General features: G+C 65.1%; 27 protein-coding genes. 19 read left to right on the top strand and 8 right to left on the bottom strand.

Annotated features, from left to right (window positions below):
* Window positions 1-59: 59 nt before the first annotated feature.
* The 8 genes from ctaD (at window position 60) to RAD04_RS18875 (ending at window position 6,224) form a co-directional block, all read left to right on the top strand.
* Entirely contained in the window at window positions 60-1,679 is a 1,620-nt protein-coding gene (gene ctaD, locus RAD04_RS18910) for a cytochrome c oxidase subunit I (RefSeq protein ID WP_461624946.1), read from the top strand.
* Window positions 1,680-1,740: 61 nt separating this feature from the next.
* Window positions 1,741-2,685, top strand: a complete 945-nt coding sequence (locus RAD04_RS18905) for a heme o synthase (protein WP_038948601.1) — start codon at window positions 1,741-1,743, stop codon at window positions 2,683-2,685.
* Complete coding sequence (locus RAD04_RS18900) at window positions 2,682-2,858, top strand: hypothetical protein (protein WP_018316353.1); 177 nt, start codon at window positions 2,682-2,684, stop codon at window positions 2,856-2,858. The genes RAD04_RS18905 and RAD04_RS18900 overlap by 4 nt, the downstream gene beginning before the upstream one ends.
* Before the next feature lie 5 nt (window positions 2,859-2,863).
* Window positions 2,864-3,517 carry a cytochrome c oxidase assembly protein gene (locus RAD04_RS18895; protein WP_461619837.1) on the top strand — a complete coding sequence of 218 codons (654 nt, stop codon included), beginning with the start codon at window positions 2,864-2,866 and terminating at the stop codon, window positions 3,515-3,517.
* A 79-nt stretch (window positions 3,518-3,596) separates the two neighbouring features.
* Window positions 3,597-4,493 carry a cytochrome c oxidase subunit 3 gene (locus RAD04_RS18890; RefSeq protein WP_091960002.1) on the top strand — a complete coding sequence of 299 codons (897 nt, stop codon included), beginning with the start codon at window positions 3,597-3,599 and terminating at the stop codon, window positions 4,491-4,493.
* Between the two features lie 97 nt (window positions 4,494-4,590).
* Window positions 4,591-4,992, top strand: a complete 402-nt coding sequence (locus RAD04_RS18885) for a DUF983 domain-containing protein (protein ID WP_461624945.1) — start codon at window positions 4,591-4,593, stop codon at window positions 4,990-4,992.
* Window positions 4,989-5,741, top strand: coding sequence for an SURF1 family protein (locus RAD04_RS18880; protein ID WP_461624944.1), 753 nt, complete (start codon window positions 4,989-4,991; stop codon window positions 5,739-5,741). The genes RAD04_RS18885 and RAD04_RS18880 overlap by 4 nt, the downstream gene beginning before the upstream one ends.
* Window positions 5,742-5,858: 117 nt before the next feature.
* Entirely contained in the window at window positions 5,859-6,224 is a 366-nt protein-coding gene (locus tag RAD04_RS18875; protein WP_461624943.1) for a nuclear transport factor 2 family protein, read from the top strand.
* Window positions 6,225-6,291: 67 nt separating this feature from the next.
* On the opposite strand, the gene RAD04_RS18870 is transcribed toward RAD04_RS18875, so the two are convergent.
* On the bottom strand, window positions 6,292-7,638 hold the full coding sequence (locus RAD04_RS18870) for a histidine kinase (protein ID WP_461624942.1): 1,347 nt from the start codon (window positions 7,636-7,638) through the stop codon (window positions 6,292-6,294).
* 86 nt (window positions 7,639-7,724) lie between these two features.
* On the opposite strand from RAD04_RS18870, the gene RAD04_RS18865 reads away from it, so the two are divergent.
* From RAD04_RS18865 to RAD04_RS18845, 5 genes are all read left to right on the top strand, one after another.
* On the top strand, window positions 7,725-8,369 hold the full coding sequence (locus RAD04_RS18865) for a response regulator transcription factor (protein ID WP_461624941.1): 645 nt from the start codon (window positions 7,725-7,727) through the stop codon (window positions 8,367-8,369).
* A gap of 569 nt (window positions 8,370-8,938) precedes the next feature.
* The gene (gene thrC, locus RAD04_RS18860) at window positions 8,939-10,357 is read left to right on the top strand and encodes a threonine synthase (protein ID WP_461624940.1); all 1,419 of its coding nucleotides are present in this window, start codon (window positions 8,939-8,941) and stop codon (window positions 10,355-10,357) included.
* Window positions 10,354-11,643 carry a M16 family metallopeptidase gene (locus RAD04_RS18855; protein ID WP_461619843.1) on the top strand — a complete coding sequence of 430 codons (1,290 nt, stop codon included), beginning with the start codon at window positions 10,354-10,356 and terminating at the stop codon, window positions 11,641-11,643. Before thrC ends, RAD04_RS18855 begins: the two co-directional genes overlap by 4 nt.
* 39 nt (window positions 11,644-11,682) lie before the next feature.
* Entirely contained in the window at window positions 11,683-12,270 is a 588-nt protein-coding gene (locus RAD04_RS18850) for a GNAT family N-acetyltransferase (RefSeq protein WP_018316343.1), read from the top strand.
* Window positions 12,271-12,409: 139 nt separating this feature from the next.
* On the top strand, window positions 12,410-13,060 hold the full coding sequence (locus RAD04_RS18845) for a hypothetical protein (protein ID WP_461624939.1): 651 nt from the start codon (window positions 12,410-12,412) through the stop codon (window positions 13,058-13,060).
* Window positions 13,061-13,252: 192 nt separating this feature from the next.
* Here RAD04_RS18845 and RAD04_RS18840 read toward each other — a convergent pair whose 3' ends face one another.
* The 5 genes from RAD04_RS18840 to RAD04_RS18820 form a co-directional block, all read right to left on the bottom strand.
* Window positions 13,253-13,738, bottom strand: a complete 486-nt coding sequence (locus tag RAD04_RS18840) for a F0F1 ATP synthase subunit B family protein (protein ID WP_091960043.1) — start codon at window positions 13,736-13,738, stop codon at window positions 13,253-13,255.
* Between the two features lie 5 nt (window positions 13,739-13,743).
* Window positions 13,744-14,310 (bottom strand): F0F1 ATP synthase subunit B, encoded by a 567-nt coding sequence (locus RAD04_RS18835; RefSeq protein ID WP_461624938.1) that lies wholly within the window; start codon window positions 14,308-14,310, stop codon window positions 13,744-13,746.
* Between the two features lie 66 nt (window positions 14,311-14,376).
* Complete coding sequence (locus RAD04_RS18830) at window positions 14,377-14,607, bottom strand: F0F1 ATP synthase subunit C (protein WP_007599451.1); 231 nt, start codon at window positions 14,605-14,607, stop codon at window positions 14,377-14,379.
* A gap of 53 nt (window positions 14,608-14,660) precedes the next feature.
* Window positions 14,661-15,410, bottom strand: coding sequence for a F0F1 ATP synthase subunit A (locus RAD04_RS18825; protein ID WP_091960050.1), 750 nt, complete (start codon window positions 15,408-15,410; stop codon window positions 14,661-14,663).
* Window positions 15,411-15,522: 112 nt separating this feature from the next.
* Complete coding sequence (locus RAD04_RS18820) at window positions 15,523-15,897, bottom strand: AtpZ/AtpI family protein (protein ID WP_461619846.1); 375 nt, start codon at window positions 15,895-15,897, stop codon at window positions 15,523-15,525.
* 75 nt (window positions 15,898-15,972) lie between these two features.
* On the opposite strand from RAD04_RS18820, the gene RAD04_RS18815 reads away from it, so the two are divergent.
* From RAD04_RS18815 to RAD04_RS18805, 3 genes are all read left to right on the top strand, one after another.
* The gene (locus RAD04_RS18815; RefSeq protein ID WP_461624937.1) at window positions 15,973-16,215 is read left to right on the top strand and encodes a hypothetical protein; all 243 of its coding nucleotides are present in this window, start codon (window positions 15,973-15,975) and stop codon (window positions 16,213-16,215) included.
* 42 nt (window positions 16,216-16,257) lie between these two features.
* Window positions 16,258-16,779: a hypothetical protein gene (locus RAD04_RS18810; protein WP_461624936.1), complete on the top strand. Its 522-nt coding sequence runs from the start codon at window positions 16,258-16,260 to the stop codon at window positions 16,777-16,779.
* A gap of 159 nt (window positions 16,780-16,938) precedes the next feature.
* The gene (locus tag RAD04_RS18805) at window positions 16,939-17,412 is read left to right on the top strand and encodes a secondary thiamine-phosphate synthase enzyme YjbQ (RefSeq protein WP_461624935.1); all 474 of its coding nucleotides are present in this window, start codon (window positions 16,939-16,941) and stop codon (window positions 17,410-17,412) included.
* 77 nt (window positions 17,413-17,489) lie between these two features.
* Here the strand turns inward: RAD04_RS18805 and RAD04_RS18800 are convergent, their stop codons facing one another.
* Window positions 17,490-19,115, bottom strand: coding sequence for an MFS transporter (locus RAD04_RS18800; RefSeq protein WP_461624934.1), 1,626 nt, complete (start codon window positions 19,113-19,115; stop codon window positions 17,490-17,492).
* A 338-nt stretch (window positions 19,116-19,453) separates the two neighbouring features.
* Here RAD04_RS18800 and RAD04_RS18795 point away from each other — a divergent pair, with 338 nt between their 5' ends.
* On the top strand, window positions 19,454-20,125 hold the full coding sequence (locus tag RAD04_RS18795; RefSeq protein ID WP_018316334.1) for a response regulator: 672 nt from the start codon (window positions 19,454-19,456) through the stop codon (window positions 20,123-20,125).
* 5 nt (window positions 20,126-20,130) lie between these two features.
* On the opposite strand, the gene RAD04_RS18790 is transcribed toward RAD04_RS18795, so the two are convergent.
* A complete protein-coding gene (locus RAD04_RS18790) occupies window positions 20,131-22,986 on the bottom strand; it encodes an ATP-binding protein (RefSeq protein ID WP_461624933.1) in 2,856 nt (951 codons plus the stop codon).
* Window positions 22,987-23,184: 198 nt separating this feature from the next.
* On the opposite strand from RAD04_RS18790, the gene RAD04_RS18785 reads away from it, so the two are divergent.
* Window positions 23,185-23,604: an organic hydroperoxide resistance protein gene (locus RAD04_RS18785; RefSeq protein WP_461624932.1), complete on the top strand. Its 420-nt coding sequence runs from the start codon at window positions 23,185-23,187 to the stop codon at window positions 23,602-23,604.
* A 37-nt stretch (window positions 23,605-23,641) separates the two neighbouring features.
* On the top strand, window positions 23,642-24,670 hold the full coding sequence (locus tag RAD04_RS18780) for an alpha/beta fold hydrolase (RefSeq protein WP_461624931.1): 1,029 nt from the start codon (window positions 23,642-23,644) through the stop codon (window positions 24,668-24,670).
* Window positions 24,671-24,741: the final 71 nt, after the last annotated feature.

The following is a 24,741-nucleotide window of genomic DNA, read 5'->3' as shown; positions in this document are numbered from 1 at the left end:
AAAGCGACAAAGGGCGGGACCTCCAGAGGTCCGATTGGGACGCAAGGCAGGATTTGAAAATGGCAACGAGCGCAGCGGCACACGGCGATCACGCCCACGGACATGACGAGCATGCCCATCCGACCGGATGGCGCCGCTACGTCTATTCGACCAACCACAAGGACATCGGCACGATGTACCTGATCTTCGCGGTCATCGCCGGCGTCATCGGCGCCGCGATGTCGATCGCGATCCGTGCCGAGCTGATGTATCCGGGCGTGCAGATCTTCCACGAGACGCATACCTATAACGTGTTCGTGACCTCTCACGGCCTGATCATGATCTTCTTCATGGTCATGCCCGCGATGATCGGCGGCTTCGGCAACTGGTTCGTGCCGCTGATGATCGGCGCGCCCGACATGGCGTTCCCGCGCATGAACAACATCTCGTTCTGGCTGCTGCCGGCCTCCTTCGCCCTGCTCCTGATGTCGACCTTCGTCGAGGGCGAGCCGGGTGCCAACGGCGTCGGCGCCGGCTGGACCATGTACGTGCCGCTGTCGAGCTCGGGCCATCCGGGCCCGGCCGTCGACTTCGCGATCCTGTCGCTGCATCTGGCGGGCGCCTCGTCGATCCTCGGCGCCATCAACTTCATCACCACGATCTTCAACATGCGCGCGCCGGGCATGACCCTGCACAAGATGCCGCTGTTCGTGTGGTCGATCCTGGTGACGGTGTTCCTGCTGCTGTTGTCGCTGCCGGTGCTCGCCGGTGCGATCACCATGCTGCTCACCGACCGCAACTTCCACACGACGTTCTTCGCGCCTGACGGCGGCGGCGACCCCGTGCTGTTCCAGCATCTGTTCTGGTTCTTCGGTCACCCCGAGGTGTACATCCTGATCCTGCCGGCTTTCGGCATGGTCAGCCAGATCATCTCGACCTTCTCGCGCAAGCCCGTGTTCGGCTATCTCGGCATGGCCTACGCCATGGTCGCGATCGGCGGCATCGGCTTCGTGGTGTGGGCGCACCACATGTACACGGTCGGCATGTCCTCGGCGACGCAGGCCTATTTCGTCGCCGCGACGATGGTCATCGCGGTTCCGACCGGCGTGAAGATCTTCTCGTGGATCGCCACGATGTGGGGCGGCTCGATCGAATTCCGGGCCCCGATGATCTGGGCGGTGGGCTTCATCTTCCTGTTCACGGTCGGCGGCGTCACCGGCGTCGTGCTGGCGAATGCCGGCGTCGACCGCGTGCTGCAGGAGACCTACTACGTCGTCGCGCACTTCCACTACGTGCTGTCGCTGGGCGCGGTGTTCGGAATCTTCGCCGGCTGGTACTACTGGTTCCCGAAGATGTCGGGCTACATGTACAACGAGACGCTCGCGAAGGCGCATTTCTGGGTCACCTTCATCGGCGTCAATCTGGTGTTCTTCCCGCAGCACTTCCTCGGCCTGTCGGGCATGCCACGCCGCTATGTCGACTATCCCGACGCGTTCGCGGGCTGGAACCTGGTCTCGTCGGTCGGCTCCTACATCTCCGGCTTCGGCGTGCTGATCTTTCTCTACTGCGTGCTCGACGCCTTCATGAAGAAGGTGCCGGCCGGCGACAATCCGTGGGGTGCAGGTGCGACCACGCTGGAGTGGACCTTGCCCTCGCCGCCGCCCTTCCACCAGTTCGAAGTGCTGCCCCGCGTGCAGTGATCGATCTCCCGCGGCGCCCGTGACGGGCGCCGCGGCTCTATAACGAAGCGAGTTGAATTAAGTGTCCGTCCTCGACCACAACGCCATCGACATCAATCCCCGCATCTCCGAAGCGGAGGTCGGCGACTACATCGCGCTCTTGAAGCCGCGGGTGATGTCGCTGGTGATCTTCACCGCGCTGGTCGGGATGGCGATGGCGCCCGGGCATTTCCACTGGGTGCTGGCGATCACTTCGCTGCTCTGCATCGCCGTAGGCGCCGGTGCCTCCGGCGCGCTCAACATGGCGCTGGAAGGCGATATCGACTCCAAGATGTCGCGCACGGCGAACCGGCCGATCCCGCGCGGCCGCATCACCCGCCCTGAAGCCATGGCGTTCGGCCTGACGCTGTCCTTCTTCTCGGTGATGACGCTCGGCATCCTCGTCAACTGGATCGCGGGGGCGCTGCTCGCCTTCACCATCTTCTTCTACGTCGTGATCTACACGATGTGGCTGAAGCGCTGGACCGCGCAGAACATCGTGATCGGCGGTGCCGCCGGCGCGCTGCCGCCGGTGGTGGCCTGGGCCGCGGTCACAGGCACGGTCGACGTCGAGCCGCTGCTGCTGTTCGCCATCATCTTCTTCTGGACCCCGCCGCACTTCTGGGCGCTGGCGCTGTTCCGCTCCGACGATTACGCGCGCGCCGGCATTCCAATGCTGCCCAACGTCGCCGGTCCCGACGCGACGCGGCTCCAGATCCTGCTCTACACCATCGTGCTGATCGCGGTCGCCGCCGCGCCCTGGGCGCTCGGTTATTTCGACGCCGTCTACGGCATCGTCTCGCTGATCCTCGGCGCCGGCATGCTGGTGCTCGCGATCAACGTCTATCTGCGCCGCGAGCGAGCTGCGTCGCTGCGCGCGACCCGCAAGCTGTTCGCCTTCTCGATCCTCTATCTGTTCGTGCTGTTCGCGACCCTGCTGGCCGAGGTCGTGTTCCGGGCGCTTGCTCCGCTGGTAGGGGGCGCATGATCGCAGGGATGGTCGACAAACCCGAGCCAGATGGAATCGTCCTCACCGAGGCGCAGAAGAAGAGCCGTCGTCAGCGTTCGATCGCGATCGCGCTCGCGCTCGGCGTGCTCGTGGTGCTGTTCTTCGCCGTCACCATGGTCAAGGGGCCGGCAGTCCTCGTGCGGCCGATGTAGGAAACATGGATCACGAGCCGACCATATCGCAGGATGTCAGTGCCACGCCGGCCAAGCGTGAGCCGACCAAGGGCCGCGGGCTGGGCCGCGATGTGGTGGTTGCTTCCATCTGCGGCGGCGTGGTCGCGTTGATGGTCGGTGCCTCCTACGCGGCGGTGCCGTTCTACAACTGGTTCTGCCGCGCCACCGGCTTCAACGGCACGACCCAGGTTGCGACCTCCGCGCCGGCCACCGGCCCGATCGCGCGGAAAATCTCGGTGCGCTTCGATTCCAACGTCGCCCCGGGCCTGCCCTGGAAGTTCGAGCCGGAGCAGAGCGAGATCGAGGTCAATATCGGCCAGGTCGTGACCGTCTTCTACACCGTGACCAACCAGGCTGCGCGCACCACTTCCGCGCAGGCTGCCTACAATGTCGCGCCGCTGACGGTCGGCTCCTACTTCCAGAAGATCAATTGCTTCTGCTTCACCGAGCAGACCATGGCGCCCGGCGAGAAGCGCGAGATGCCTGTTGTCTTCTACGTCGATCCGTCGATCGCCGACGATCACGAGAACGACGGACTGAACACGATCACGCTGTCCTACACCTTCTATCCGGTGAAGGATCCCGTGGTGAAGCCGCTGGCATCGGGCGAAGCAGACAAGCGCAAGGGAAATCTCTGACCGCCGGGCTCACGCTCAGGCGGTTGGAAACAAGGGGATAAGTGCCCGACAGGCACGGGATTGAGGAGAGAGACCGCAAATGGCAACGGCGCACACCAAGCATCACGACTATCACCTGGTCGATCCCTCGCCCTGGCCGGCCGTTGGTTCGCTCTCGGCTTTCATCATGGCGGTCGGCGCGATCACCTGGATGCATCACATGTTCGCGGCCGCGCCGATCGTTTTCGGCGTCGGCACCGTGGGCGTGCTCTACACCATGGCGAGCTGGTGGGGCGACGTGATCAAGGAAGCCCAGTACAAGGGCGACCACACCCGCGTCGTGCAGCTGCATCACCGCTACGGCATGATCCTGTTCATCGCCTCCGAGGTGATGTTCTTCGTCGCCTGGTTCTGGGCCTATTTCAACGCCGCGCTGTTTCCGGCCGACGCCGTCCACGCCACCCGCGATGCCGTATTCGGCTGCGGCCTCGGCACCCAGGCCGGTGCCTGCGCCGTTCCGGGCACGTGGCCGCCGCATGGCATCGAGACCTTCGATCCCTGGCACCTGCCGCTCCTCAACACGCTGATCCTGCTCACCTCGGGCACCACGGTGACCTGGGCGCACCATGCGCTGCTGGAGAACGACCGCCAGGGCTTGAAATACGGCCTGATCCTCACCGTCGTGCTCGGTGCGCTCTTCACCTGCGTGCAGGCCTATGAGTACAGCCATGCGGCGTTCTCGTTCGGCGGCAACGTCTATGGCGCGACCTTCTTCATGGCGACCGGCTTCCACGGCTTCCACGTGCTGGTCGGCACCATCTTCCTGCTGGTGTGCCTTTTCCGCGCCTATGCCGGCCACTTCACGCCGAAGCAGCATCTCGGTTTCGAGTTCGCCGCCTGGTACTGGCACTTCGTCGACGTGGTCTGGCTGTTCCTGTTCCTCTGCATCTACGTCTGGGGACACGGCGCCGAGACCATGGCCCACGGCGCGCACTGAGCCGCGACAAGGAGATCAGAAAGGGCGGCCGCTGGGCCGCCCTTTCGCTTTTGGGCCGCCGGAAGCTCCCGCGAAAACTGTGATAGAGTCTGCCATCATGAACGACACCGCCGGCAAGCCCGCGCCTGAAACCACCGTCCTGCAAAGCGCGCTGCGCGGGCTTGCCTGCCGATGCCCGCGCTGCGGCCAGGGCAAGCTCTATGCGGGCTTCCTGACGCTCGCACCCGGCTGCGACCGCTGCGGTCTAGACTATGCCTTCATCGATACCGGCGACGGGCCGGCGATCTTCATCATCATGCTGGCCGGTGGGATCGTGGTAGCGGCTGCGCTCATCGTCGAGGTCAAGTACCAGCCGCCATACTGGCTGCATGCGGCGCTGTGGTTGCCGCTGATCCTGGCCACCACGCTGTTGCCGCTGCGTGCGATGAAGTCGCTGCTGATCGCGTTGCAATTCCACCACAAGGCGGCGCCGGGCCGGTTGGTCGACCGCGCGAAATGAACCAGCCTGCACGCAAGCCTCGCGTGGCCGGCTTCGCGCTGTTCACGCTGTTCCTGACGGCCGTCTTCATCGCGCTCGGTGTCTGGCAATTGCAGCGCCGGACCGCCAAGCACGCGCTGGTCGCGGCGCTCACCGAGCGCCTTGCAGAGGCGCCCATCGCACTGCCGCCGCCTTCGCAATGGGCCGCGCTCAATCCCGCGCGCGACGAATTCCGCCGCGTCAGCTTCACCGCGACCTACGCAGCCCTGCCGGATGCGATGGTCTATTCCTCCGGCTCGGCGGTGCGCAAGGATGCCTCCGGCCCCGGCACCTGGGCGTTCCTGCCGGCGCGACTTCCCAGCGGCGAGACGGTCGTGATCGATGCGGGCTTCGTCGAGAACACCATGCAGGACCGCAGCGTCGAGGATCGCGCGGTGAAGAAGCTCGTTACCGGGCAGCCGGTCGCGCTCACCGGTTATCTGCGCTTTCCCGAGCCGTCCGGTTGGCTGACGCCGGCGGAGAACCGCGACAAGCGGCTCTGGTTCGTGCGCGATCATCCGGCCATCGCAAGTGCGCTCGGCTGGGGCGCGGTTGCGCCGTTCTATGTCGACCTCGAGCAACCGGTGCCCGAGAACGGCATCCCGCGCCCGGGGCCGCTCGACGTGCATCTGAAGGACGATCACCTGCAATACGCCGTCACCTGGTTCATGCTCGCCGGCGCCGTGCTGATCGCCTTCGCCGTGTGGGCAAGAGGCCGGCGGCAGAGCTGAGCTCGACCGTAGATACCCCGAGGGAACCCGGTATCGCCCGGGGTTTATTATTCAGCGCGCATTCACGAGTGTGGTTCTAAGCCGCCGGTGAGTTTCCGCGGCAGACAGGATTGCGGCGTGAGCGATTTCGACCAGATGGGAATTGTCGTCGATTGGGTGGACGCCTGCCGGAAAGGCGACCTCACGACGTTGCTCGACCTCTATGCGGACGACGCCCAGGTCGAGTGCACGTGCAACGGTGCGCAGCGCTATCGCGGCCGCAGCGAGCTCGAGGCCTATTGGCAGCCGCGACTCAGTGCCTTCTCATTGGCAGGTTTCGGGCTGGAGGAGATCCATCCCGCGCCCAATGGCGTCGATCTCGAATACTCCGTCGCCGGCGCGCTACGCATTCACGCCTCGTTTCGCTTCAGCCCGGAAGGCAAGATCCGCAGCACGCTGTGCGAGCCGGCGCAACAGAACGCGCATCATGGCTGCGCCTGTTAGGGCATGCTCCGGGCCCGAAAGGGCCGCGCTAGCGCAAGGTGTGCAGCGGTTTTTCGACAAGACATCCTCATCCGATGGGCTGGACCGGCGCCTCGCGCGTGGGTCCGGTCGGAAGGCGGCAGCGTACATGGGTTCGCCCATCCACGCGCAACAGTGATAGCGATCCGCTGAGCGCGCGCACGCGCTCATGCATGCCGGTCAGGCCGCGGCCGAAAACGTTGCCCTCGGGAAAGCCGCCGCCGTCGTCGGAGATCTCGACGACGAGCGCCTCGCCGGTGACGGTTGCCTGGACAAGGGCGTTGTTGGCCTTGGCGTGGCGCAGCACGTTGGTCAGCGCCTCCTGGATCACGCGATAGACGGTCTGGGCCAGCGGCCCGGCGATGCCGTCGAGACCCGGATCGATCGTGTCCGTCAGGACGATGTGCGGCGCCTGCTTGCGAAAATTCTGGAGCAGCGTCTGCACGCTGGTCGAAAGGCCAAGCTCTTGAATGTAGAGCGGCCGCAACCGATCGAGGATACGGCGGTTGGTCTGCTGGAGCGCCTCAACCGATTGCAGCACATCCTGGGCTGACTTGCCGAGATTTCCCACCTGTGGCGAGGCGTCGACCAGCGCGATCGTGCCGGCGCGGATGCTGAACAGCAGCGGTCCGAGCTCGTCGTGCAATTCGCGGGCGAGATCGCGCCGTTCGTCGTCCTGGAGCGACACCAGGCGGTGCATCAGATCGCGATTGTCCTGGCTCAATTGCGCCAGCGTCTCGGCCAGCGCATTTGCTTCCGCACAGCTCTGCCGGATCTCCGGCGGCCCTCCGACCGGGATTGGCTTTGCGTAGTCGCCGCGCCGCATCCGTGTGAGGCCTTCACCGAGATGCCGCAGGGGACGCAGTGCCGATCCCGCGACGACGTAAGCGATGATTCCGGTGAGCACGGTCAGCATGGCGACGAGGCCGGTCAGCGCCAGGAAGCCGATCCACTTCTCGAACAGGTCGGCCGAGAGGTCCGGCAGGAACACGATATCGCCGACACGCTTGCCATCGATCAGCACCGGGGTCGCAGCGTCCATGTCCGGTACCATGAGCAGGTTGACAAACCACTGCGGAACCCCTTGCAGGTTGAGCAGGCCGTCCTTTGGCGACTCCGCAGCAGGGCCTTCCGCGGAACGGAATTGGATGTCCGAGGAGGTGGTCAAGGATTGGACAAAGGCGTCGAGCGTCTTCCGGGGGTCGTCCGACGCGCGCAGAGTGTTGTTGAGTGCGGTCGCGATCGTCCGGGTCGAACGTCGAGCCGGCTCGTTCTCGTCGGCGAGCTGACCGGCCGCGAAGATCCGGAGCAGCACGCCGCCCAGGATCAGCGCTGCGAGAAAGCTCGCGCCGAGCGGAAGAAACAGTTGCGTTCTGAACGAGAGTCGTTGCCACATTAGGTCAATTCTAACGCGCATCGGCGGGATTTACTCTTTCCATTTGTTCCCGCCGGTCTATGAGTCGAAAAACAAGAGAGTGCGCGATGCAAGATACCGCCAAGCCGGCGACCAGGATCCTGATTGTCGATGACCACCCCGTGGTGCTGTCCGGTTGCCGCACCCTGTTCGCTTCGGACCATTCGATCCGTATCGACGAGGCGACCGACGCCAAATCCGGCCATCGCGCCTATGTCAGCAAGCGGCCTGACGTTACCGTGATCGACATCAGCCTGCCCGATGTCTCCGGCTTCGAGCTGATGCGACGCATCCGCAAGGACGACCCCGACGCCAAGATCATCATGTTCAGCATGAACGACGATCCGGCCTTCGTGGTGCGGGCTGTCGAGCTTGGGGCGCAGGGCTATGTCTCCAAGGGCGATGATCCCAGGATCCTGCTGAAAGCGGTGCGCAAGGTGGTCGCGGGCGACAACTACATCTCACCGCAACTCGCGGAAGCCGTGACGTTTTCCGGCGCGGCGATCAAGGCCAACCCGGCCTCGCAGATGACGCCGCGGGAGCTCGAAATTCTCCGCCTGCTCGGACGCGGCGACAAGATCGTGGAGGTCGCCGAGGCGCTCGGCATCTCCTACAAGACCGTCGCCAACACCACGTCCCTGCTCAAGCAGAAGCTAGGAGCCAAGAACCATTCCGACCTGATCAGGATCGCGGTTGAGATCGGGCTGAATTGACGGCCCGGGCACTGGCGGCCCGGCACCGACGGCACCGAACCGGCTGCTCCAGGATGCAGCCGGTTCGGCGAGACGGATTGATGTCGGCGTGCAGCCGGGCAATGCATGGACACAGCCGACACCCATCCGCGGACACAATGGGTCGAGGGGGCATTCGTTCCGAAGCCCCGGCAATTGTCGGGATAAAATGGCAATCCTTGGCACCGCTTCGCTGGAACGCGCCCGCATAAGCTTGGGCATTTCGGGAAAAATAGGAACATCTTCCCGCACTCGTCGTTTTCGCCCTTGACGATTTCGTGACTGACGGCGAAAGGTTGCCGGACAAGTTTCAGCGGGGGCGGCGACCCCAGAGGCAAACCGGTCTGCACATATCAACGACAGACCTTCCAAGAGAGGGCTGCGGCATCGCCGCAGCCCTTTTTGCTGGGCAGGGGTAAAGGCGGGAAGCGGTTTCCTGATGCCGCAAAACACTTTATGGTGGCCCAAAGCCTCTGGCTGTTAACAAGTAATTTCGTAAAATCAAAGGCTTAACGAGCGGGCGCAGGCCCGGTCGGCCTTTGGAGGGCAGTTTGACTCGTTATATCTCGACCCGGGGCGAGGCCCCCGAACTCGGCTTCTGCGACGTGATGCTGACCGGGCTTGCGCGCGACGGCGGCCTGTATGTGCCGACGATCTGGCCGGAGCTCTCTGCCGAGACCATCGCCGGCTTCTTCGGCCGCCCCTATTGGGAGGTCGCGGTCGACGTGATCCGTCCCTTCGCCGGCGGCGAGATTTCGGACGCCGAGCTTGGCCGCATGGCGAACGAGGCCTACGCGACCTTCCGCCATCCGGCGGTGGTGCCGCTGCGCCAGATGTCGCCGCACCAATTCGTGCTGGAGCTGTTCCACGGTCCGACGCTCGCCTTCAAGGACGTGGCGATGCAGCTGATCTCGCGGCTGATGGACCACGTGCTCGCGAAGCGCGGCCAGCGCACGACCATCGTGGTCGCCACCTCAGGCGATACCGGCGGCGCTGCGGTCGAAGCCTTCGCCGGCCTCGAGAACGTGGATCTGATCGTGCTGTTCCCGCACGGCCGCATCTCCGAGGTGCAGCGGCGGATGATGACGTCCACAGGCGCGGCCAATGTCCATGCGCTCGCCATCGAGGGCAATTTCGACGACTGCCAGGCGCTGGTGAAGGGGATGTTCAACAACCATCGCTTCCGCGATGCGACCTCGCTCTCCGGCGTCAATTCCATCAACTGGGCGCGCATCGTCGCTCAGGTCGTCTACTATTTCACCTCCGCCGTTGCGGTCGGCGCGCCGGCGCGCGCGGTGGACTTCGTCGTGCCGACCGGCAATTTCGGCGACATCTTCGCCGGCTACGTCGCCAAGCGGATGGGGCTGCCGGTGCGGACCCTGCGCATCGCCGCCAACGTCAACGACATCCTGGCGCGCACGCTGAAGACCGGGATCTACGAGGTGCGCGAGGTGCACGCGACGGCGTCGCCGTCGATGGACATCCAGATCTCGTCGAATTTCGAACGGCTGCTGTTCGAGGCCGGTAAGCGCGATGCGGCGGGCGTGCGCCGTCTGATGGAATCGCTGAAGCAGTCCGGACGTTTCGTGCTGCCCGATGCGACGCTGGCCGCGATCCGCGAGGAGTTCGACGCCGGGCGCGCCGACGAGACCGAGACCGCGGCTGCGATCCGCGCCGGCTGGCGCGAGGCAGGCGAGCTGGTCGATCCCCATACGGCGGTGGCGCTCGCCGTCGCCGATCGCGACACCACCGACACTGGGGTGCCGAGCATCGTGCTCTCCACCGCCCATCCGGCCAAATTCCCCGACGCTGTCGAAGTGGCCTGCGGCCAGCGGCCGCAATTGCCGGCCTGGCTCGACGGATTGATGACCAAATCCGAACACATGAAGGTGATGAAGAACGATCAGGCCGAGGTCGAGCGGTTCGTGCTGTCGGTCAGCCGCGCCGCAAAGCAGGGAGTTGCCGGATGAGCGTCGAGATTTCCAAGCTTGCTTCCGGCCTGACCGTCGTCACCGACAAGATGCCCCATCTCGAGACCGCGGCGCTCGGCGTCTGGGCCGGCGTCGGCGGACGCGACGAGAAGCCGAACGAGCACGGCATCTCGCATCTGCTCGAGCACATGGCGTTCAAGGGCACGACGAAACGCTCCTCGCGCGAGATCGTCGAGGAGATCGAGGCGGTCGGCGGCGACCTCAATGCCGGCACCTCGACCGAGACCACGTCCTATTACGCGCGGGTGCTCAAGGCCGACGTGCCGCTCGCGCTCGACGTGCTTGCCGACATCCTCGCCAATCCCGCCTTCGAGCCCGACGAGCTGGAGCGCGAGAAGAACGTCATCGTGCAGGAGATCGGTGCCGCGCAGGATACGCCCGATGACGTCGTGTTCGAGCATCTCAACGAGCTCTGCTACCCCGACCAGCCGATGGGCCGCTCGCTGCTCGGCACGGCCAAGACGCTGCGCGCCTTCAATCGCGATTCGCTGCGCGACTATCTCTCGACGCATTATCGCGGGCCCGACATGGTGGTGGCCGCGGCCGGTGCGGTCGATCACAAGCAAGTGGTCGCTGAGGTCGAGAAGCGCTTCGCAAGTTTTGAGGGGACGCCGGGTCCCAAACCGCAGGCGGCCATGTTCGGCAAGGGCGGCGCCAAGGTGGTGCATCGCGAGCTGGAGCAGGCGCATCTGACGCTGGCGCTGGAAGGCGTGCCGCAGAGCGATCTGTCGCTGTTCTCGCTCCAGGTCTTCACCAACATCCTCGGCGGCGGAATGTCGTCGCGCCTGTTCCAGGAGGTGCGCGAGAAGCGCGGTCTCTGCTACTCGATCTATTCGTTCCACGCGCCCTATACCGACACCGGCTTCTTCGGCCTCTACACCGGCACCGATCCGGCCGATGCGCCGGAGATGATGGAGGTCGTGGTCGACATCATGAACGATTCGGTCGAGACCCTGACCGAGGCGGAGATCGCGCGGGCCAAGGCGCAGATGAAGGCGGGCCTCTTGATGGCGCTGGAGAGCTGCTCATCGCGCGCCGAGCAGCTGGCGCGCCACGTGCTGGCCTATGGCCGGCCGCAGACTGTCGAGGAGCTGGTGGCCCGGATCGACGCCGTCAGCGTCGAATCGACCCGGGACGCCGCGCGTGCGCTGCTGTCGCGGAGCCGGCCCGCCGTTGTCGCATTAGGCAGTGGCAGGGGTCTGGACACGGCGGTGTCTTTTGCGGAAGGATTGACGCGGGCACGTGCCAAGGCGCGGCTGCATTAGGAGCCGCGCGCGGGCTGAGCTGCCCCGGGAAGCATCACCATGGCCCTCTTTCGCCTGCCGTCCAGTGGACCCGCCGCCCTCGCGCCGCGCGGTAACGGGCTGTTGCTGCGCGCGCCGCAAATGTCGGACTTCCTGCAATGGGCGCATTTGCGCGAAACCAGCCGCGATTACCTGACGCCCTGGGAGCCGATCTGGCCGTCTGACGATCTCACTCGCTCCGGCTTCCGCCGCCGCCTGCGCCGCTATTCCGAGGACATTGCCGCGGACCGTTCCTATCCCTTTCTGATCTTCCGGGAGCTCGACGGCGCCATGGTCGGCGGCATCACGCTGGCCAATGTCCGGCGCGGCATCGTGCAGGCCGGCACCATCGGCTATTGGGTCGGCCAACCCCATGCCCATCGCGGCTACATGACGGCTGCACTGCGGGTGCTCCTGCCAACGCTGTTCGGCGAGCTCAATCTGCACCGGGTCGAGGCCGCCTGCATCCCCACCAATGCGCCGTCGATCCGGGTGCTGGAGAAGTGCGGTTTCTCCCGCGAGGGCCTGGCGCGCCGCTATCTCTGCATCAACGGGGTCTGGCAGGACCATTTGCTGTTCGGCCTGCTGCATGAGGATTTCCGCGGCTGAGCGGCTCGCTTCATTCATTGGGCCAAGTCCCTGGCCAAGTCCCCCTTTTTGCTGCCTTGGGTTCGCCGATTTTGGCGATATAACCCGCATGCCCCGGCGGGCGATCGGCCGGATAATTGTCATTGGAGTACGGGCTTTGATGGTGAAGCAGCTTCGGTCATCGCGGAATGTGCTGCGGCGGATGCCGGCGATGGCGCTGGCATTGTCGATGTCGTTCGCGGCGGTTTCGCCGGTGACCGCCCAGTCCTTGACCGACCGCTTCAAGAGCCTGTTCGGCGGCAAGTCGGATGAGCCGGCCCCGCCCAAGCCCGCGCCTGCGCCTGGCCAGCCGGCGGAAGACGACCTCGATTGCCCGCAGGTGACGGTGCGCGCAGGCGCATCGACCTACGCGGTGGGGGCGGCCGGCAAGCCGGCCGTCGGCAACGAGATCCGCTTCCAGGCCTCGATCACCAAGATGGCGCGCGAATGTTCCCGCAGCAGTGTCGGCATCACGGCCCGGATCGGAATCCAGGGCCGCGTGATCGCCGGTCCCGCCGGCGCGCCCGCCACCGTCGAGGTCCCCTTGCGTGTCGCGGTGGTGCAGGGCGGCGTCGGCGAGAAAGTGATCGCCTCGAAGGCTTACCGGACCACAGTCGAGATGTCGGAAGGCGGCAGCGTGCCCTTCACCTTCATCGTCGAGGATCTGGCTTATCCGACGCCCTCGGCCGCGACCGCCGATTCTTATGTCTTCTATGTCGGCTTCGACCCGCAGGCGCTCTCCCCCGAGCCGAAGGGACGGAAGAAGAAGTAGGGGGGGGCGCGCCCCGGACGCAGCGCAGCGCTTCTTCAGCGGTGCGCTGCAGAGCCGGGGGCCGCCGGCACACTGGGTCCCGGCTCAGCGTCGCGTCATTTCATGACGCGCCGCGTCCGGGACATGAGAGTCTTTCGACAAAAAAAGCCGGCGCTCATCGCGCCGGCTTTTTGATTGGTGAAGGCGACGCCCTCAGTTCAGCTTCTGCCGAACCTCGGTGATACCCTTGGCGAGCAGATCGTCGGCAACCGAGCCCTTGACCGACTGCGACAGGATCGTGGAGGCGGCCTGGACGGCGGCTTCCGCGGCGGCAGCGCGGACATCGGCGAGCGCCTGGGCCTCGGCGAGCGCGATCTTGCTCTCCGCGGTCTTGGTCCGGCGGGCGACGAAGTCTTCCATCTTCGCCTTGGCGTCGGCCGCGATGCGCTCGGCTTCGGCCTTGGCGTTGGCGATGATGTCAGCAGCTTCGCGCTCGGCCGTGGCGCTGCGCGCCTTGTAGTCGGCAAGCACCTTGGCAGCTTCCTGCTTGAGGCGCGTCGCGTCGTCGAGTTCGGCCTTGATGCGGGCGGCACGATGATCCAGCGCCGTCATCGCCGACTTGAAGACCCCGAGATAGGCGAACACGACCATCAGGATCACGAAGGCGATGGCGACCCAGGTTTCAGGATCGAAGAACATCTCGACTAACCTTTCAGGGACGCATCGACCGCGGCATTGACCGACGCGGCGTCGGGAACGACGCCGGTGAGCTGCTGCACGATCTGACCTGCCGCATCGGCCGCGATGCCGCGGACGTTGCTCATGGCGGTGGCGCGGGTCGAGGCGATGGTCTTCTCCGCCTCGGCGAGCTTGGCCGCCAATTGTTCTTCCAGCGTCTTGCGCTCGGCTTCCGCCTGCGCATTCGCCTTGTCGCGGGATTCGTTGCCGATCGCCTGTGCCCGCGTGCGCGCCGAAGCGAGCTCGGTTTCATAGGCCTTCAGCGCCGCGTCGGACTGGTCCTTCAGCTTCTGCGCCTCGGCGAGGTCACCCTCGATCTTGTTCTGACGCGCCTCGATCGCACCGCCGACCTTCGGCAGAGCAAGCTTGGACACGATCACGTAAAGCAGGACGAAGAAGATCGCGAGCGACACCAGCTGTGAAGCGTAGTTGCTGCTCTCGAACGGCGGAAAACCGCCACCGTGGTGACCACCGTCAGCCCCGGTGTGAGCGCCCGCCGCCGGACCTTTTGCGCCGCCATGACTTTCAGCCACGGAGTTCTCCTGTTGCTGTCACACGCGCCGTCCCAATGGAATGGAACGGCGCGAAAAACGTCGTCCTCAGAGCGGAACGAACAGCAGCAGCAGCGCGATCAGCAGCGAGAAAATGCCGAGCGCTTCGGTCACGGCGAAGCCGAAGATCAGGTTGCCGAACTGGCCCTGAGCGGCCGAGGGGTTGCGAACGGCTGCGGCGAGGTAGTTGCCGAAGATCACGCCGACGCCGACGCCCGCGCCGCCCATGCCGATGCATGCGATGCCCGCGCCGATAAGTTTTGCTGCTGCCGGATCCATTTTAGACTCCTTGGAAGAAAGATTGGGTTGTGGGTGGAAATTCCCCGGACCGCTCAGTGTCCCGGATGAATGGCGTCGTTGAGGTAGATGCAGGTCAGGATCGCAAACACGTAGGCTTGCAGGAACGCGACCAGAATCTCGAGCGCGTACAGCGCAACCGTGAGAGCCAGCGGCAGCACGCCGCCGACCCAGCCCAGCGCCCCGAGCGAGAAGCCGAGCATGGCGACGAAGCCCGCGAACACCTTCAGCGCGATGTGGCCGGCCAGCATGTTGGCGAACAGACGGACGCTGTGGGAGACCGGCCGCAGGAAGAACGACAGGATCTCGATGAACATCACCAGCGGCAGGATGTAGCCGGGGACGCCGTGGGGCACGAAGATCGAGAAGAATTTCAGACCGTTCTTGGCGACGCCGTAGATCAGGACGGTGAAGAAGACCAGAAGCGCGAGCGCCGCCGTCACGATCAGATGGCTCGAGATCGTGAAGGTGTAGGGGATGATGCCGACCAGGTTCGAGACGCAGATGAACATGAACAGCGAGAAGATCAGCGGGAAGAACTTCATGCCTTCCGCGCCGGCCGTCGAACGGATGGTCGAGGCGACGAATTCGTAGGAGATTTCGGCGACCGACTGGAGACGCCCGGGAACCAGCTGCGTGCCGCTGGCGAGCATCAGGATCGAGATCACCGCCACCGCCACCAGCATGTAGAGCGACGAATTGGTGAAGGCGATCGTGTGATTGCCGATATGGCCCAGGGTGAAGAGAGGCTCGATGTTGAACTGGTGGATCGGGTCGATTTTCATCAGCGCGGCATCTCTTGGTCTGCCGGGCGATGCCGGCGGGTCTCGGTCTGCCGGCCGGGCCGGCCCGTACCGGCAAGGCCGGCACGATCATTCCTGTCCTGGTGCGGATCGGCTAAGACCCACCGCGCCTGTTTTGACCCGCACCCGCCGTTCTCACCACATTCACCACGCCGGCGACGAAGCCCAGCAACAGGAACACGATAAATCCGAAAGGCGACGTCGACAGCAAGCGGTCGAAACCCCAGCCAATCCCCGCTCCGACAACGACCCCGGCGATCAACTCGGAGGATAACCGGAAGCCAAGCGCCATCGCCGAAGCTCTGGCCGCTCTGTCTTCACCGTCACCTGCGGGTTGCTCGGTCTTGATTCGTCGGTCCCGGAATTCGGACAACCGCTGATCAAGTTTTCCGAGCCGTTCGGAAAGCGCAGCTTCCTCGGACGATCTATCGCGATCCCCATTCTCGCCGTGTCCCGTGCCCTGTGTCATGCAACGAAGACCCGAAACGCCGCGGCTGAATGGAAATTGCGCCCGCCACCCTCAAAAGCCGCGCGGACCATACTGATGGCCCATAATCAAGTCAAGCCAAGTCACGATTGCGTCGCTTTCGATTATGTGACTGATTTACTTGATGATATTGGCGCGCACGGCAGCGCTGCACACAGCGTGACGCCGCACCGCAGCAGCAGGCTTCAGGATCGGCGAAGGCGGCCGCCCTTTCGCCACGCTGCCGGGATCGAAGACGCCGCCGCGATCGTTGATACGGGGTGCGTGTTTTGGGCGGCGGATCGCCTCACCGGGGTGTAGAATTTGCGAGAGAGCCACCTGCACGTCGTGGCGGAGAGCGCGATGAGACCAGTGACGTCATCCACAACATCATGGCTAGCGCTGGCCGCGTTCGCCGCCGCGATGGCGATCGGCGGCGACCTCGAGGCCGCGCAGTCCGCGCCCGACAGCGAGAACGGCCGCTACAGCATGGCGCCCATCCCCGAGGGCGTGCTGCGGCTCGACACGCGCACCGGCACGGTATCGACCTGCACCAAGAACGGCGCCGGCTGGGCCTGCTACGCGGTGCCCGACGAACGGACCGCGCTCGACGCCGAGATCGGCCGGCTCCAGGCCGAGGTCGAGAGGCTGCAGGGACAGCTCGCGGCCGGACCGACGGTGTCCGGCAAGATCGACGAGGCGCTGCCGAAATCCGACCCGCTGAAGAAAGCGGAGCCCAAGGGCGCCGACGGCGAGCGCAAGATCGAGATCCCGCTGCCGAGCGACCAGGACGTCGACCGCGTGATGTCGTTTCTGGAAAAGGCCTGGCGGCGGCTGATCGATATGGCCAACCGCGTCCAGAAGGACGTGTCGGGCAAGATTTGAGGACCCCTTCGCGCCATCCATGCGTTGAGGTGCCGTAGTGCCGTAGGGTGGGCAAAGCGAAGCGTGCCCACCAATTGACGCAACGGCATCGAGATCGCGGGCACGGCGCTTTGCGCCTTTGCTCACCCTACGGCAGTGTTCGATTAGTCGAGACCTTACATGACACCAGCCAGATCAGTCACCCGCTCGGCGACCTCGTCGGTGCAAGCCGTCACCATCGCATCGTCATTGCTGACCGTGCAGACATCGGGCCACGGCTTCACCGATCTGACCAGCGAGGCTGCAAAATTCATCGCCGAGGTTCACGCGCGCGACGGCGCGCTGACGCTGTTCATCCGCCATACCTCGGCCTCGCTGACGATCCAGGAGAATGCCGATCCGTCCGTGCTCGTCGATCTCACCACGGCATTATCCCGGCTGGCGCCGGAGAATGCCGGGTGGACCCACGACACCGAAGGACCCGACGACATGCCGGCACATATCAAGACGATGCTGACCGGGGCCTCGCTTCAGGTCCCGGTCTTGAGCGGCAGGCTTGCCCTCGGCACCTGGCAGGCGATCTACTTGATCGAGCACCGCAAGCGCCCGCACCAGCGCGAGGTGGTGCTGCAATTCGTCGGCAGCAATCAGTAAAGCAATTCTAGCGCTCAAAACAAAACCGGCCGCGGATCGCTCCGCGGCCGGTTCGTTGTGCTTATCGCTGCTTTCGATCAGGTCGCCTTGATGTCGACGTCCTTGGTCTCGGGCAGGAAGAAGAAGCCGATCACGACGGTAATCGAGGCGAAGATGATCGGGTACCAGAGGCCGGCATAGATGTCGCCGGTCGAGGCCACGATGGCAAAGGCGGTCGCCGGCAGCAGGCCGCCGAACCAGCCGTTACCAATATGGTAGGGCAGCGACATCGAGGTGTAGCGGATGCGGGTCGGGAACAGCTCGACCAGCATCGCTGCGATCGGGCCGTACACCATGGTGACGAACAGCACCAGGATGAACAGCAGGCCGATGATCGCCGCCACCTGCGGACGGAAGATGTCGAACGGATGGGACATCTTCACGATGCCCGCATCGCCGGCCTTCGGATAACCAGCCGCCTGCACCGCGGCGAGAACCGCCGGGTTGCCGTCCTTGGCGTTGGCGTAGGCGACGTCCTTGCCGTTGACCACAACCTTCACGCCCGAGCCTGCTGCGCCCGGCGTGGTCGAGTACTTGACCGACGATTGCGACAGATAAGCGCGCGCGGTGTCGCAAGGTGAGGTGAAGACACGGGTGCCGACCGGGTTGAACAGGTCGCCGCAACCCGCGGGATCCGCCACCACGTCGACCTTGACCGATTCGATCGCCTTTTCCAGCGCCGGGTTGGCATTGGTGGTGATCATCTTGAAGATCGGGAAGAAGGTCAGCGCCGCGATCAGACAGCCGCCGAGGATGATCGGCTTGCGGCCGATCTTGTCGGACAGCATGCCGAACACGATGAAGAAGCCGGTGCCGAGCAACAGCGACCAGGCGATCAGCAGGTTGGCGGTGTAGCCGTCGACCTTCAGGATCGATTGCAGGAAGAACAGCGCGTAGAACTGGCCGGTGTACCAGACGACGCCCTGGCCCATCACGCCGCCGAGCAGCGCGAGCAGCACGAGCTTGCCGTTCTGCCAGTTGCCGAAAGCTTCCGTCAGCGGCGCCTTCGAGCTCTTGCCCTCGTCCTTCATCTTCTGGAAGATCGGGGATTCATTGAGGCGAAGCCGGATCCAGACCGAGATGCCGAGCAGCAGCACCGAGACCAGGAACGGGATGCGCCAGCCCCACGCCGCGAAGTCGGCCTCGCCGAGGGCGCTACGGGTGAACAGGATCACCAGCAGCGACAGGAACAGGCCGAGCGTGGCGGTGGTCTGAATGAAGGAGGTGTAGTAGCCGCGCTTGCCGTTCGGAGCATGCTCCGCGACGTAGGTCGCCGCGCCGCCATACTCACCGCCGAGCGCCAGGCCCTGGGCGAGGCGCAGCGCGATCAGGATGATCGGGGCCGCGATGCCGATGGTCGCCGCGTTCGGCAGCAGGCCGACGATGAAGGTCGACAGACCCATGATCAGGATGGTGACGAGGAAGGTGTATTTGCGGCCGACGATGTCGCCGACGCGGCCGAACACGATCGCGCCGAACGGACGCACCAGGAAGCCGGCTGCGAACGCCAGCAGCGCGAAGATGTCGCGGGTTGCCGGCGGATAGGCCGAGAAGAACTGCGCGCCGATGATGCCGGCCAGCGAACCGTAGAGGTAGAAATCGTACCACTCGAAGACGGTACCGAGCGAGGAGGCGAGAATGACGAACCGTTCGTCCTTCGTCATCCCTCCCGCGCCTGCTTGAGATACGGCCATTGTCGACATATTGAGTCGCTCCCCGAATTGCGTTTCCTCGCGCCCCAGACGTCCGGACATGCCGGATCAACCCAGGTCTTGCCCGCAAGGTAACATCGGCGTGAAACCCGCCCCAATACGACTTTCGGCCTTGCGCACTGACGCGTAGCTGACGCCCGGTATCGGGCACCGGCGCGCCGCCACGTAGGCTTCCGGATTAACCCCTTTGCAGCAAAGGGATAATGTGCACTTGCATGCCACGGCCGCTCGGGGAAGAATTGATACATCCGGGATCTGTCCGCCGGCCCGCGAACGACAGCAAGAGAACGATGAACGCTCCCTCGACCCATCTCGTCATCGCCGATGACCATCCTCTTTTCCGCGACGCGCTGCGACAGGCGGTGGCCGGCGTCCTGACCTCGGCCAGGATCGACGAGGCCGGATCGTTCGAGGATCTGACCAAGCTCCTGGAACAGACCTCGGATGTCGACCTGATCCTGCTCGACCTCTCGATGCCCGGGATCTCAGGCTTTTCCGGCCTGATCTATCTGCGTGCGCAATACCCGGCGATCCCGGTGGTGATCGTCTCGGCGTCCGACGACAGCGCCACGATCCGCCGCTCGCTCGATTTCGGCGCCTCCGGCTTCATTCCCAAGCGATTCGGCGTGGAGACCCTGCGCGACGCCATCCTCAAGGTGATGGAAGGCGACGTCTGGGTTCCCGCCGATACCGATTTGTCGGCTGCGGCCGATCCTGACATGACGCGGCTGCGCGACCGCCTGGTGACGCTGACGCCGCAGCAGGTCCGGGTCCTGATGATGCTGTCGGAGGGCCTCCTCAACAAGCAGATCGCCTATGAGCTCGGGGTCTCCGAGGCCACCATCAAGGCGCATGTCTCGGCGATCCTGCAAAAGCTCGGCGTCGAGAGCCGGACGCAGGCGGTGATCGCGGCCGCCAAGATCGCCGGCGGCCAGTGGAAGCAGGGCACGCCGACGGGGTGAGCCCGCTACAGCGTCTTCAGGAGCGCAGCGGCGGCCCTGATATCTTCAGTCTCGGAACCTGCAGCGAAACCTTCGCGTGCCGATTGAAGTAATCGCCTGGCCTCCTTGCCGCGGCGCCGGTGGGCAAGAAGTTGCGCCAGATCGATTGCCGCGCGCAGTTCCCACGCTTTGGCGCCCTTCGCGCGGCTGAGTTCCAGCGCCTGCACCAGGCAGGCCTCGGCTTCCTCGATCTGCGGCTCGGGTAGGTGCGACAGGACCTTGCCTTTCATGCGCAACAGCTCGGGCATGTAGAGGTGATCGCCGCTCTGCGCGACGAGTCGGATCGCGTCCTCGATCAGCTGTGCGCTCTGCTCGATCTGGCCGAGCGCCAACAATCCCTGAACAAGCGCGATGTTGAACGTCGTGGTCAGCAGCTCGTAGCGGGCGTCGTGGAGCTCGCGCAGGCAAGTCCTGATCGTCTCGACGCCAGTTGCGGCATCGCCGCGCCGGATCGCCAGCTCGCCTTTGACGCCGCGGCCGACGGCGAGATAAGGCCCCATCGAGCGCGACGTCGCATGCGCGATGAAGCGGTCGATATTCGCCTCCGCACCGTCGAGGTCTCCGCTCCACAGGTCGATCGCGACCGTCCAGATCAGCGCAATGCAGAGCGTGATCGGGTGGTCCATCTGCGCGGCCTCGGTGACCGTCTGTCGCGCCAGTTGCAGCGCATCCGCGGGCCGGCCCTGCAACCAGAGCTCGCGAGCCAGCGTGATGCCGGCCCGGTTGCGATGATCGAAGCCGTGGACGGTGCTGATTCGCTCCGTGCCCGGTCCCCGCCAGGCCACCTCCAGCATCTCAAGCGCGTCGCGATGCCGGCCTGCCAGATGCAAGGAGACGCCGAGGAGGGAATGGGCGAGGGCGATCGAGGCGGGATCGCCCAACAACCTTGCGACCGCGAGGCTCTGCTGCGCATAGCCGAGCGCGGCGTCGAACTCTCCCATCCGCTCGTGAAAGATATGCATCCGGCCGAGCAGCTGGAGTTGGTTGATCTCGTCGCCGCGCGCTTCGGCGATCGCAAGGCTCCGGCTCAGGGCGCTGCGCGCCGCTTCGCTGCCGCCGCGGGTGAACATCAGGGTCAGTCCGAGGGCGGCCTGGATGTGCATTTCCTCGGCGCTGCCGCGCGAGGAGGGGGCCATTGCTAGCAGCGCCCGTTCCGACCAACGCCGGCATTCGATCAACAAGGACATCGCCAGGAAGATCGGCGCCGCGGCGGCGGTGAGCGCAATGCCGATGCCGAGATCACCGCCCGCCCCGAAGCACCAGTCGAGCGCGGCGCGCACATTGTGAAGTGCGGAGAAGTGCGCAGCTCGCTCGTCCGCGCTCGGCACAGCGGCCCATGTCATGCCGGCCTGTTCCAGCCATCGCCGGTAGTAAGTCGCGTGGCGGGCGGCGAGAGCGGCGTCGTCGGGCGCGATCTCGAGCAGATAGGCGCGCGTCGTGTCGAGCAGGCGGTAGCGCATCATGGCGCCGATGGGGCGCGGCGCGACCATCGATTTGGCCACGAGACTGTCGACGGCGTCGAACAGGCGGGCCTGGTCGACGCGCTCGTCCGGCACGACCTCGAGCGCCGCGTCGATGGTGAAATGCCCGGCGAAGACCGCAAGCCTGCGCAGTACGAGGCGTTCGAGATCCGACAGCAGTCCGTAGCTCCAGTCGAGCGTGGCCTGCAATGTCTTCTGCCGGGGCGGTGCCGTTCGCTGGCCCTGCCAGAGCAGATTGAGGCGCTCGTCGAGCAGTGTGGCCGTCTGCTCCAGGCCGTACGCTTCGACCCGGCCGGCAGCGAGCTCGATCGCCAGCGCCATGCCGTCGAGCTTGCGGCAGATCCTCGCGATGATCGCGGCATTGGCGTCATCGAGACTGATCTGCGCGCCGCTGGCCGTGGCACGTTCGAGGAACAGTTGCAGCGCCGGATAGGTCTGCGCTGCGGCGACCGTCAGTCCGGAGCCGTCGGGCGGAACGGCAAGCGGCGCCAATCGATAGACCTGCTCGCCCTCGACGCGCAGCGCTTCGCGGCTGGTCGCGAGGATATGAACATGCGGCGATGCCTGGAAGATGTCCGCCGCCAGCGGTGCGGCGGTCGCGATGACATGTTCGCAATTGTCGAGAACCAGCAGCATCCGCTTGTCACTGACATGCGCGAGCAGCGCGGGCAGGGGATCCTCGGCCGGCAAGCCCAGCATCAGCAGGATCGAGGTGATCACGAGATCGGGATCGCTGAGCGCGGCGAGGTCAACAAAGTGCGCGGCATCGGAGAAGGTCTCGAGCAGGTCGTGGGCGATCGCTACTGCGACCGCCGTCTTGCCGACGCCGCCGGGACCGACGATCGTGACAAAGCGCGAGGCGATGAGCTTGTCGGAAACGGTGGCGATCTCATCGTCGCGCCCGACCATCCGCTGTAACCGGTTCGGCAGTTTCACCGGCGGCAATTCCAGCCGCGGCGCGGGGCGCTGGGCTGCCGCAATGCCTGTTTGCGAAATCGGCGCTGCGAGTTGCGAGATCGGCGCCACGAAGCAATAGCCGCGGCCGGACAGCGTCGTGATGTAGCGGGCGCCGTCCTTGCCGTCGCCGAGCGCCTTGCGGAGCGCTGCGACGTGAAAGCGCAGATTGGCCTCCTCGACGGTGATGCCGGGCCACACCAGCGCCATCAGGTCCCATTTGCCGACGACCTGGTTCGGTCGCGACATCAGCGCCATCAGCGTGTCGAACGCTTTCGCGCCGAGCGGCAACGCGACGCCATCGCGCATCACGAGCCTCTCATGCGGCGTCACGGAGAATGGCCCGAACGATAAAGTTCCCGTTGCGGTGCCGGCCGGCTCTGTCATGGCAAATCTCGGGTCCCTTCGACAGGACCCGATAGCTAGATGATCGCGATCCGGCAAGGCCGCCGCTGCATCGGCATCAGACCGCGGGTGCAGGCCTTGTTAAGCGCGCGAGGTCTGGCCTCACAACTTCTCACAACTCCCAACGGGTGTCCTGCACCAGCCACTGCTAGTCAGTTGCGCAACGGAAAGGACAGCTCCATGACGCAGGCGGCAAAAACACTCTACACGGCCAAGACCCACACCAGCGGCGGACGAGGCGACGGCGTATCGCGCAGCTCCGACGGCCGCCTCGACGTCAAGCTGTCGCCGCCGGGCGCGGCAGGCATCGGCACCAATCCCGAGCAATTGTTCGCCGCCGGCTGGTCGGCCTGCTTCGAGGGCGCGATGGAGATCGCGGCGCGCAAGCGGAAGATCGAGCTTCCCAGGAAATGCGCGATCGATGCGGAGATCGATCTCGTCCTCGACGAGGGTGCCTACTCGCTCCGGGCGCGCCTCAGTGTCAGCCTGCCGGGCCTCGATCCCGAGATCGCACGCGGCATCATCGATGATGCGCATCAGACCTGCCCCTATTCCAAGGCCGTTCGCGGCAACATCGACGTCACGGTCGCGCTGATCTGACGCGCCATCACCAACCATCAACAAAGGTAGCACCACCATGAAGCAGATCATCGACCAGCATCGCCGCCAGTTCTTTGGCGTCGCCGCCGGAACCGTCGCCGTCGGCCTCGGCGTGATCGACCTCGCGCGCGCTAAGACCGAAGCGCCGAAATCGTCCGCATCAACTGCGTCCTTCGGCACGATCAAGCAGATCGATGCCGGCGTCCTCAATGTCGGGTATGCCGAGGCGGGTCCCTCGAACGGTCCGGTGGCGATCCTGCTGCACGGCTGGCCCTACGACATTCACGCCTTCGTCGACGTCGCGCCGATCCTGGCCAAGGCCGGCTATCGCGTGATCATCCCTCACTTGCGCGGCTACGGCACGACGCATTTCCTTTCCAGCGAGACGCCGCGCAACGGCGAGCCTGCCGCGATGGCGGCCGACGTCATCGCGCTGATGGATAAGCTCGATATCAAGAAGGCTGTTATCGCCGGCTTCGATTGGGGCGCGCGCACCGCCGACATCATCGCCGCGCTGTGGCCGGAGCGCTGCCGCGCGCTGGTGTCGGTCAGCGGTTATCTGATCTCCAGCCAGGCCGCCGGCAACGCGCCGTTGCCGCCGTCCGCCGAGCTGCAATGGTGGTACCAATTCTATTTCGCGACCGAGCGCGGCCGCGCCGGATACGAAAAGTACACCCATGATTTCGCCAGGCTGATCTGGAAGCTCGCCTCACCGCAATGGAAGTTCGACGACGCCACCTTCAACCGAAGTGCGGCGGCGCTCGACAACAAGGATCATGTCGCGATCACGATCCATAATTATCGCTGGCGGCTCGGGCTCGCCCAGGGCGAGGCGAAATACGAGCATCTCGAAAAGAAGCTGGCGGCGGCTCCCGTCATCGACGTGCCGACGATCACGATGGAAGGCGACGCCAACGGCGCGCCGCATCCCGACCCCAGCGCCTATGCCAAGAAGTTCTCGGGCCGATACGAGTTTCGCCTGATCACCGGCGGCATCGGCCACAATTTGCCGCAGGAAGCACCGCAAGCCTTTGCCAAGGCCGTCATCGACGCCGACGGCGCCTGAGCATCTGTCAGCACCTCGGTCCAGCCGGGCTGGACCGAGGATCGCCCATTGAACCCAGCTTGATGAATGGT

Source organism: Bradyrhizobium sp. 25ACV (assembly GCF_054863005.1).
The sequence above is the reverse complement of the archived record's forward strand: the minus strand, read 5'-3'. Positions and strand labels throughout refer to the sequence as shown.

Excerpts from the sequence above, each read along its gene's own strand:
- ctaD (WP_461624946.1), top strand. The coding sequence starts at position 60 with ATGGCAACGAGCGCAGCGGCACACGGCGATCACGCCCACGGACATGAC.
- RAD04_RS18900 (WP_018316353.1), top strand. The coding sequence starts at position 2,682 with ATGATCGCAGGGATGGTCGACAAACCCGAGCCAGATGGAATCGTCCTC.
- RAD04_RS18895 (WP_461619837.1), top strand. The coding sequence starts at position 2,864 with ATGGATCACGAGCCGACCATATCGCAGGATGTCAGTGCCACGCCGGCC.
- RAD04_RS18890 (WP_091960002.1), top strand. The coding sequence starts at position 3,597 with ATGGCAACGGCGCACACCAAGCATCACGACTATCACCTGGTCGATCCC.
- RAD04_RS18885 (WP_461624945.1), top strand. The coding sequence starts at position 4,591 with ATGAACGACACCGCCGGCAAGCCCGCGCCTGAAACCACCGTCCTGCAA.
- RAD04_RS18880 (WP_461624944.1), top strand. The coding sequence starts at position 4,989 with ATGAACCAGCCTGCACGCAAGCCTCGCGTGGCCGGCTTCGCGCTGTTC.
- RAD04_RS18870 (WP_461624942.1), bottom strand. The coding sequence starts at position 7,638 with ATGTGGCAACGACTCTCGTTCAGAACGCAACTGTTTCTTCCGCTCGGC.
- RAD04_RS18865 (WP_461624941.1), top strand. The coding sequence starts at position 7,725 with ATGCAAGATACCGCCAAGCCGGCGACCAGGATCCTGATTGTCGATGAC.
- RAD04_RS18855 (WP_461619843.1), top strand. The coding sequence starts at position 10,354 with ATGAGCGTCGAGATTTCCAAGCTTGCTTCCGGCCTGACCGTCGTCACC.
- RAD04_RS18850 (WP_018316343.1), top strand. The coding sequence starts at position 11,683 with ATGGCCCTCTTTCGCCTGCCGTCCAGTGGACCCGCCGCCCTCGCGCCG.
- RAD04_RS18845 (WP_461624939.1), top strand. The coding sequence starts at position 12,410 with ATGGTGAAGCAGCTTCGGTCATCGCGGAATGTGCTGCGGCGGATGCCG.
- RAD04_RS18840 (WP_091960043.1), bottom strand. The coding sequence starts at position 13,738 with ATGTTCTTCGATCCTGAAACCTGGGTCGCCATCGCCTTCGTGATCCTG.
- RAD04_RS18830 (WP_007599451.1), bottom strand. The coding sequence starts at position 14,607 with ATGGATCCGGCAGCAGCAAAACTTATCGGCGCGGGCATCGCATGCATC.
- RAD04_RS18825 (WP_091960050.1), bottom strand. The coding sequence starts at position 15,410 with ATGAAAATCGACCCGATCCACCAGTTCAACATCGAGCCTCTCTTCACC.
- RAD04_RS18820 (WP_461619846.1), bottom strand. The coding sequence starts at position 15,897 with ATGACACAGGGCACGGGACACGGCGAGAATGGGGATCGCGATAGATCG.
- RAD04_RS18815 (WP_461624937.1), top strand. The coding sequence starts at position 15,973 with ATGGCCCATAATCAAGTCAAGCCAAGTCACGATTGCGTCGCTTTCGAT.
- RAD04_RS18810 (WP_461624936.1), top strand. The coding sequence starts at position 16,258 with ATGAGACCAGTGACGTCATCCACAACATCATGGCTAGCGCTGGCCGCG.
- RAD04_RS18805 (WP_461624935.1), top strand. The coding sequence starts at position 16,939 with ATGACACCAGCCAGATCAGTCACCCGCTCGGCGACCTCGTCGGTGCAA.
- RAD04_RS18800 (WP_461624934.1), bottom strand. The coding sequence starts at position 19,115 with ATGACGAAGGACGAACGGTTCGTCATTCTCGCCTCCTCGCTCGGTACC.
- RAD04_RS18795 (WP_018316334.1), top strand. The coding sequence starts at position 19,454 with ATGAACGCTCCCTCGACCCATCTCGTCATCGCCGATGACCATCCTCTT.
- RAD04_RS18790 (WP_461624933.1), bottom strand. The coding sequence starts at position 22,986 with ATGACAGAGCCGGCCGGCACCGCAACGGGAACTTTATCGTTCGGGCCA.
- RAD04_RS18785 (WP_461624932.1), top strand. The coding sequence starts at position 23,185 with ATGACGCAGGCGGCAAAAACACTCTACACGGCCAAGACCCACACCAGC.
- RAD04_RS18780 (WP_461624931.1), top strand. The coding sequence starts at position 23,642 with ATGAAGCAGATCATCGACCAGCATCGCCGCCAGTTCTTTGGCGTCGCC.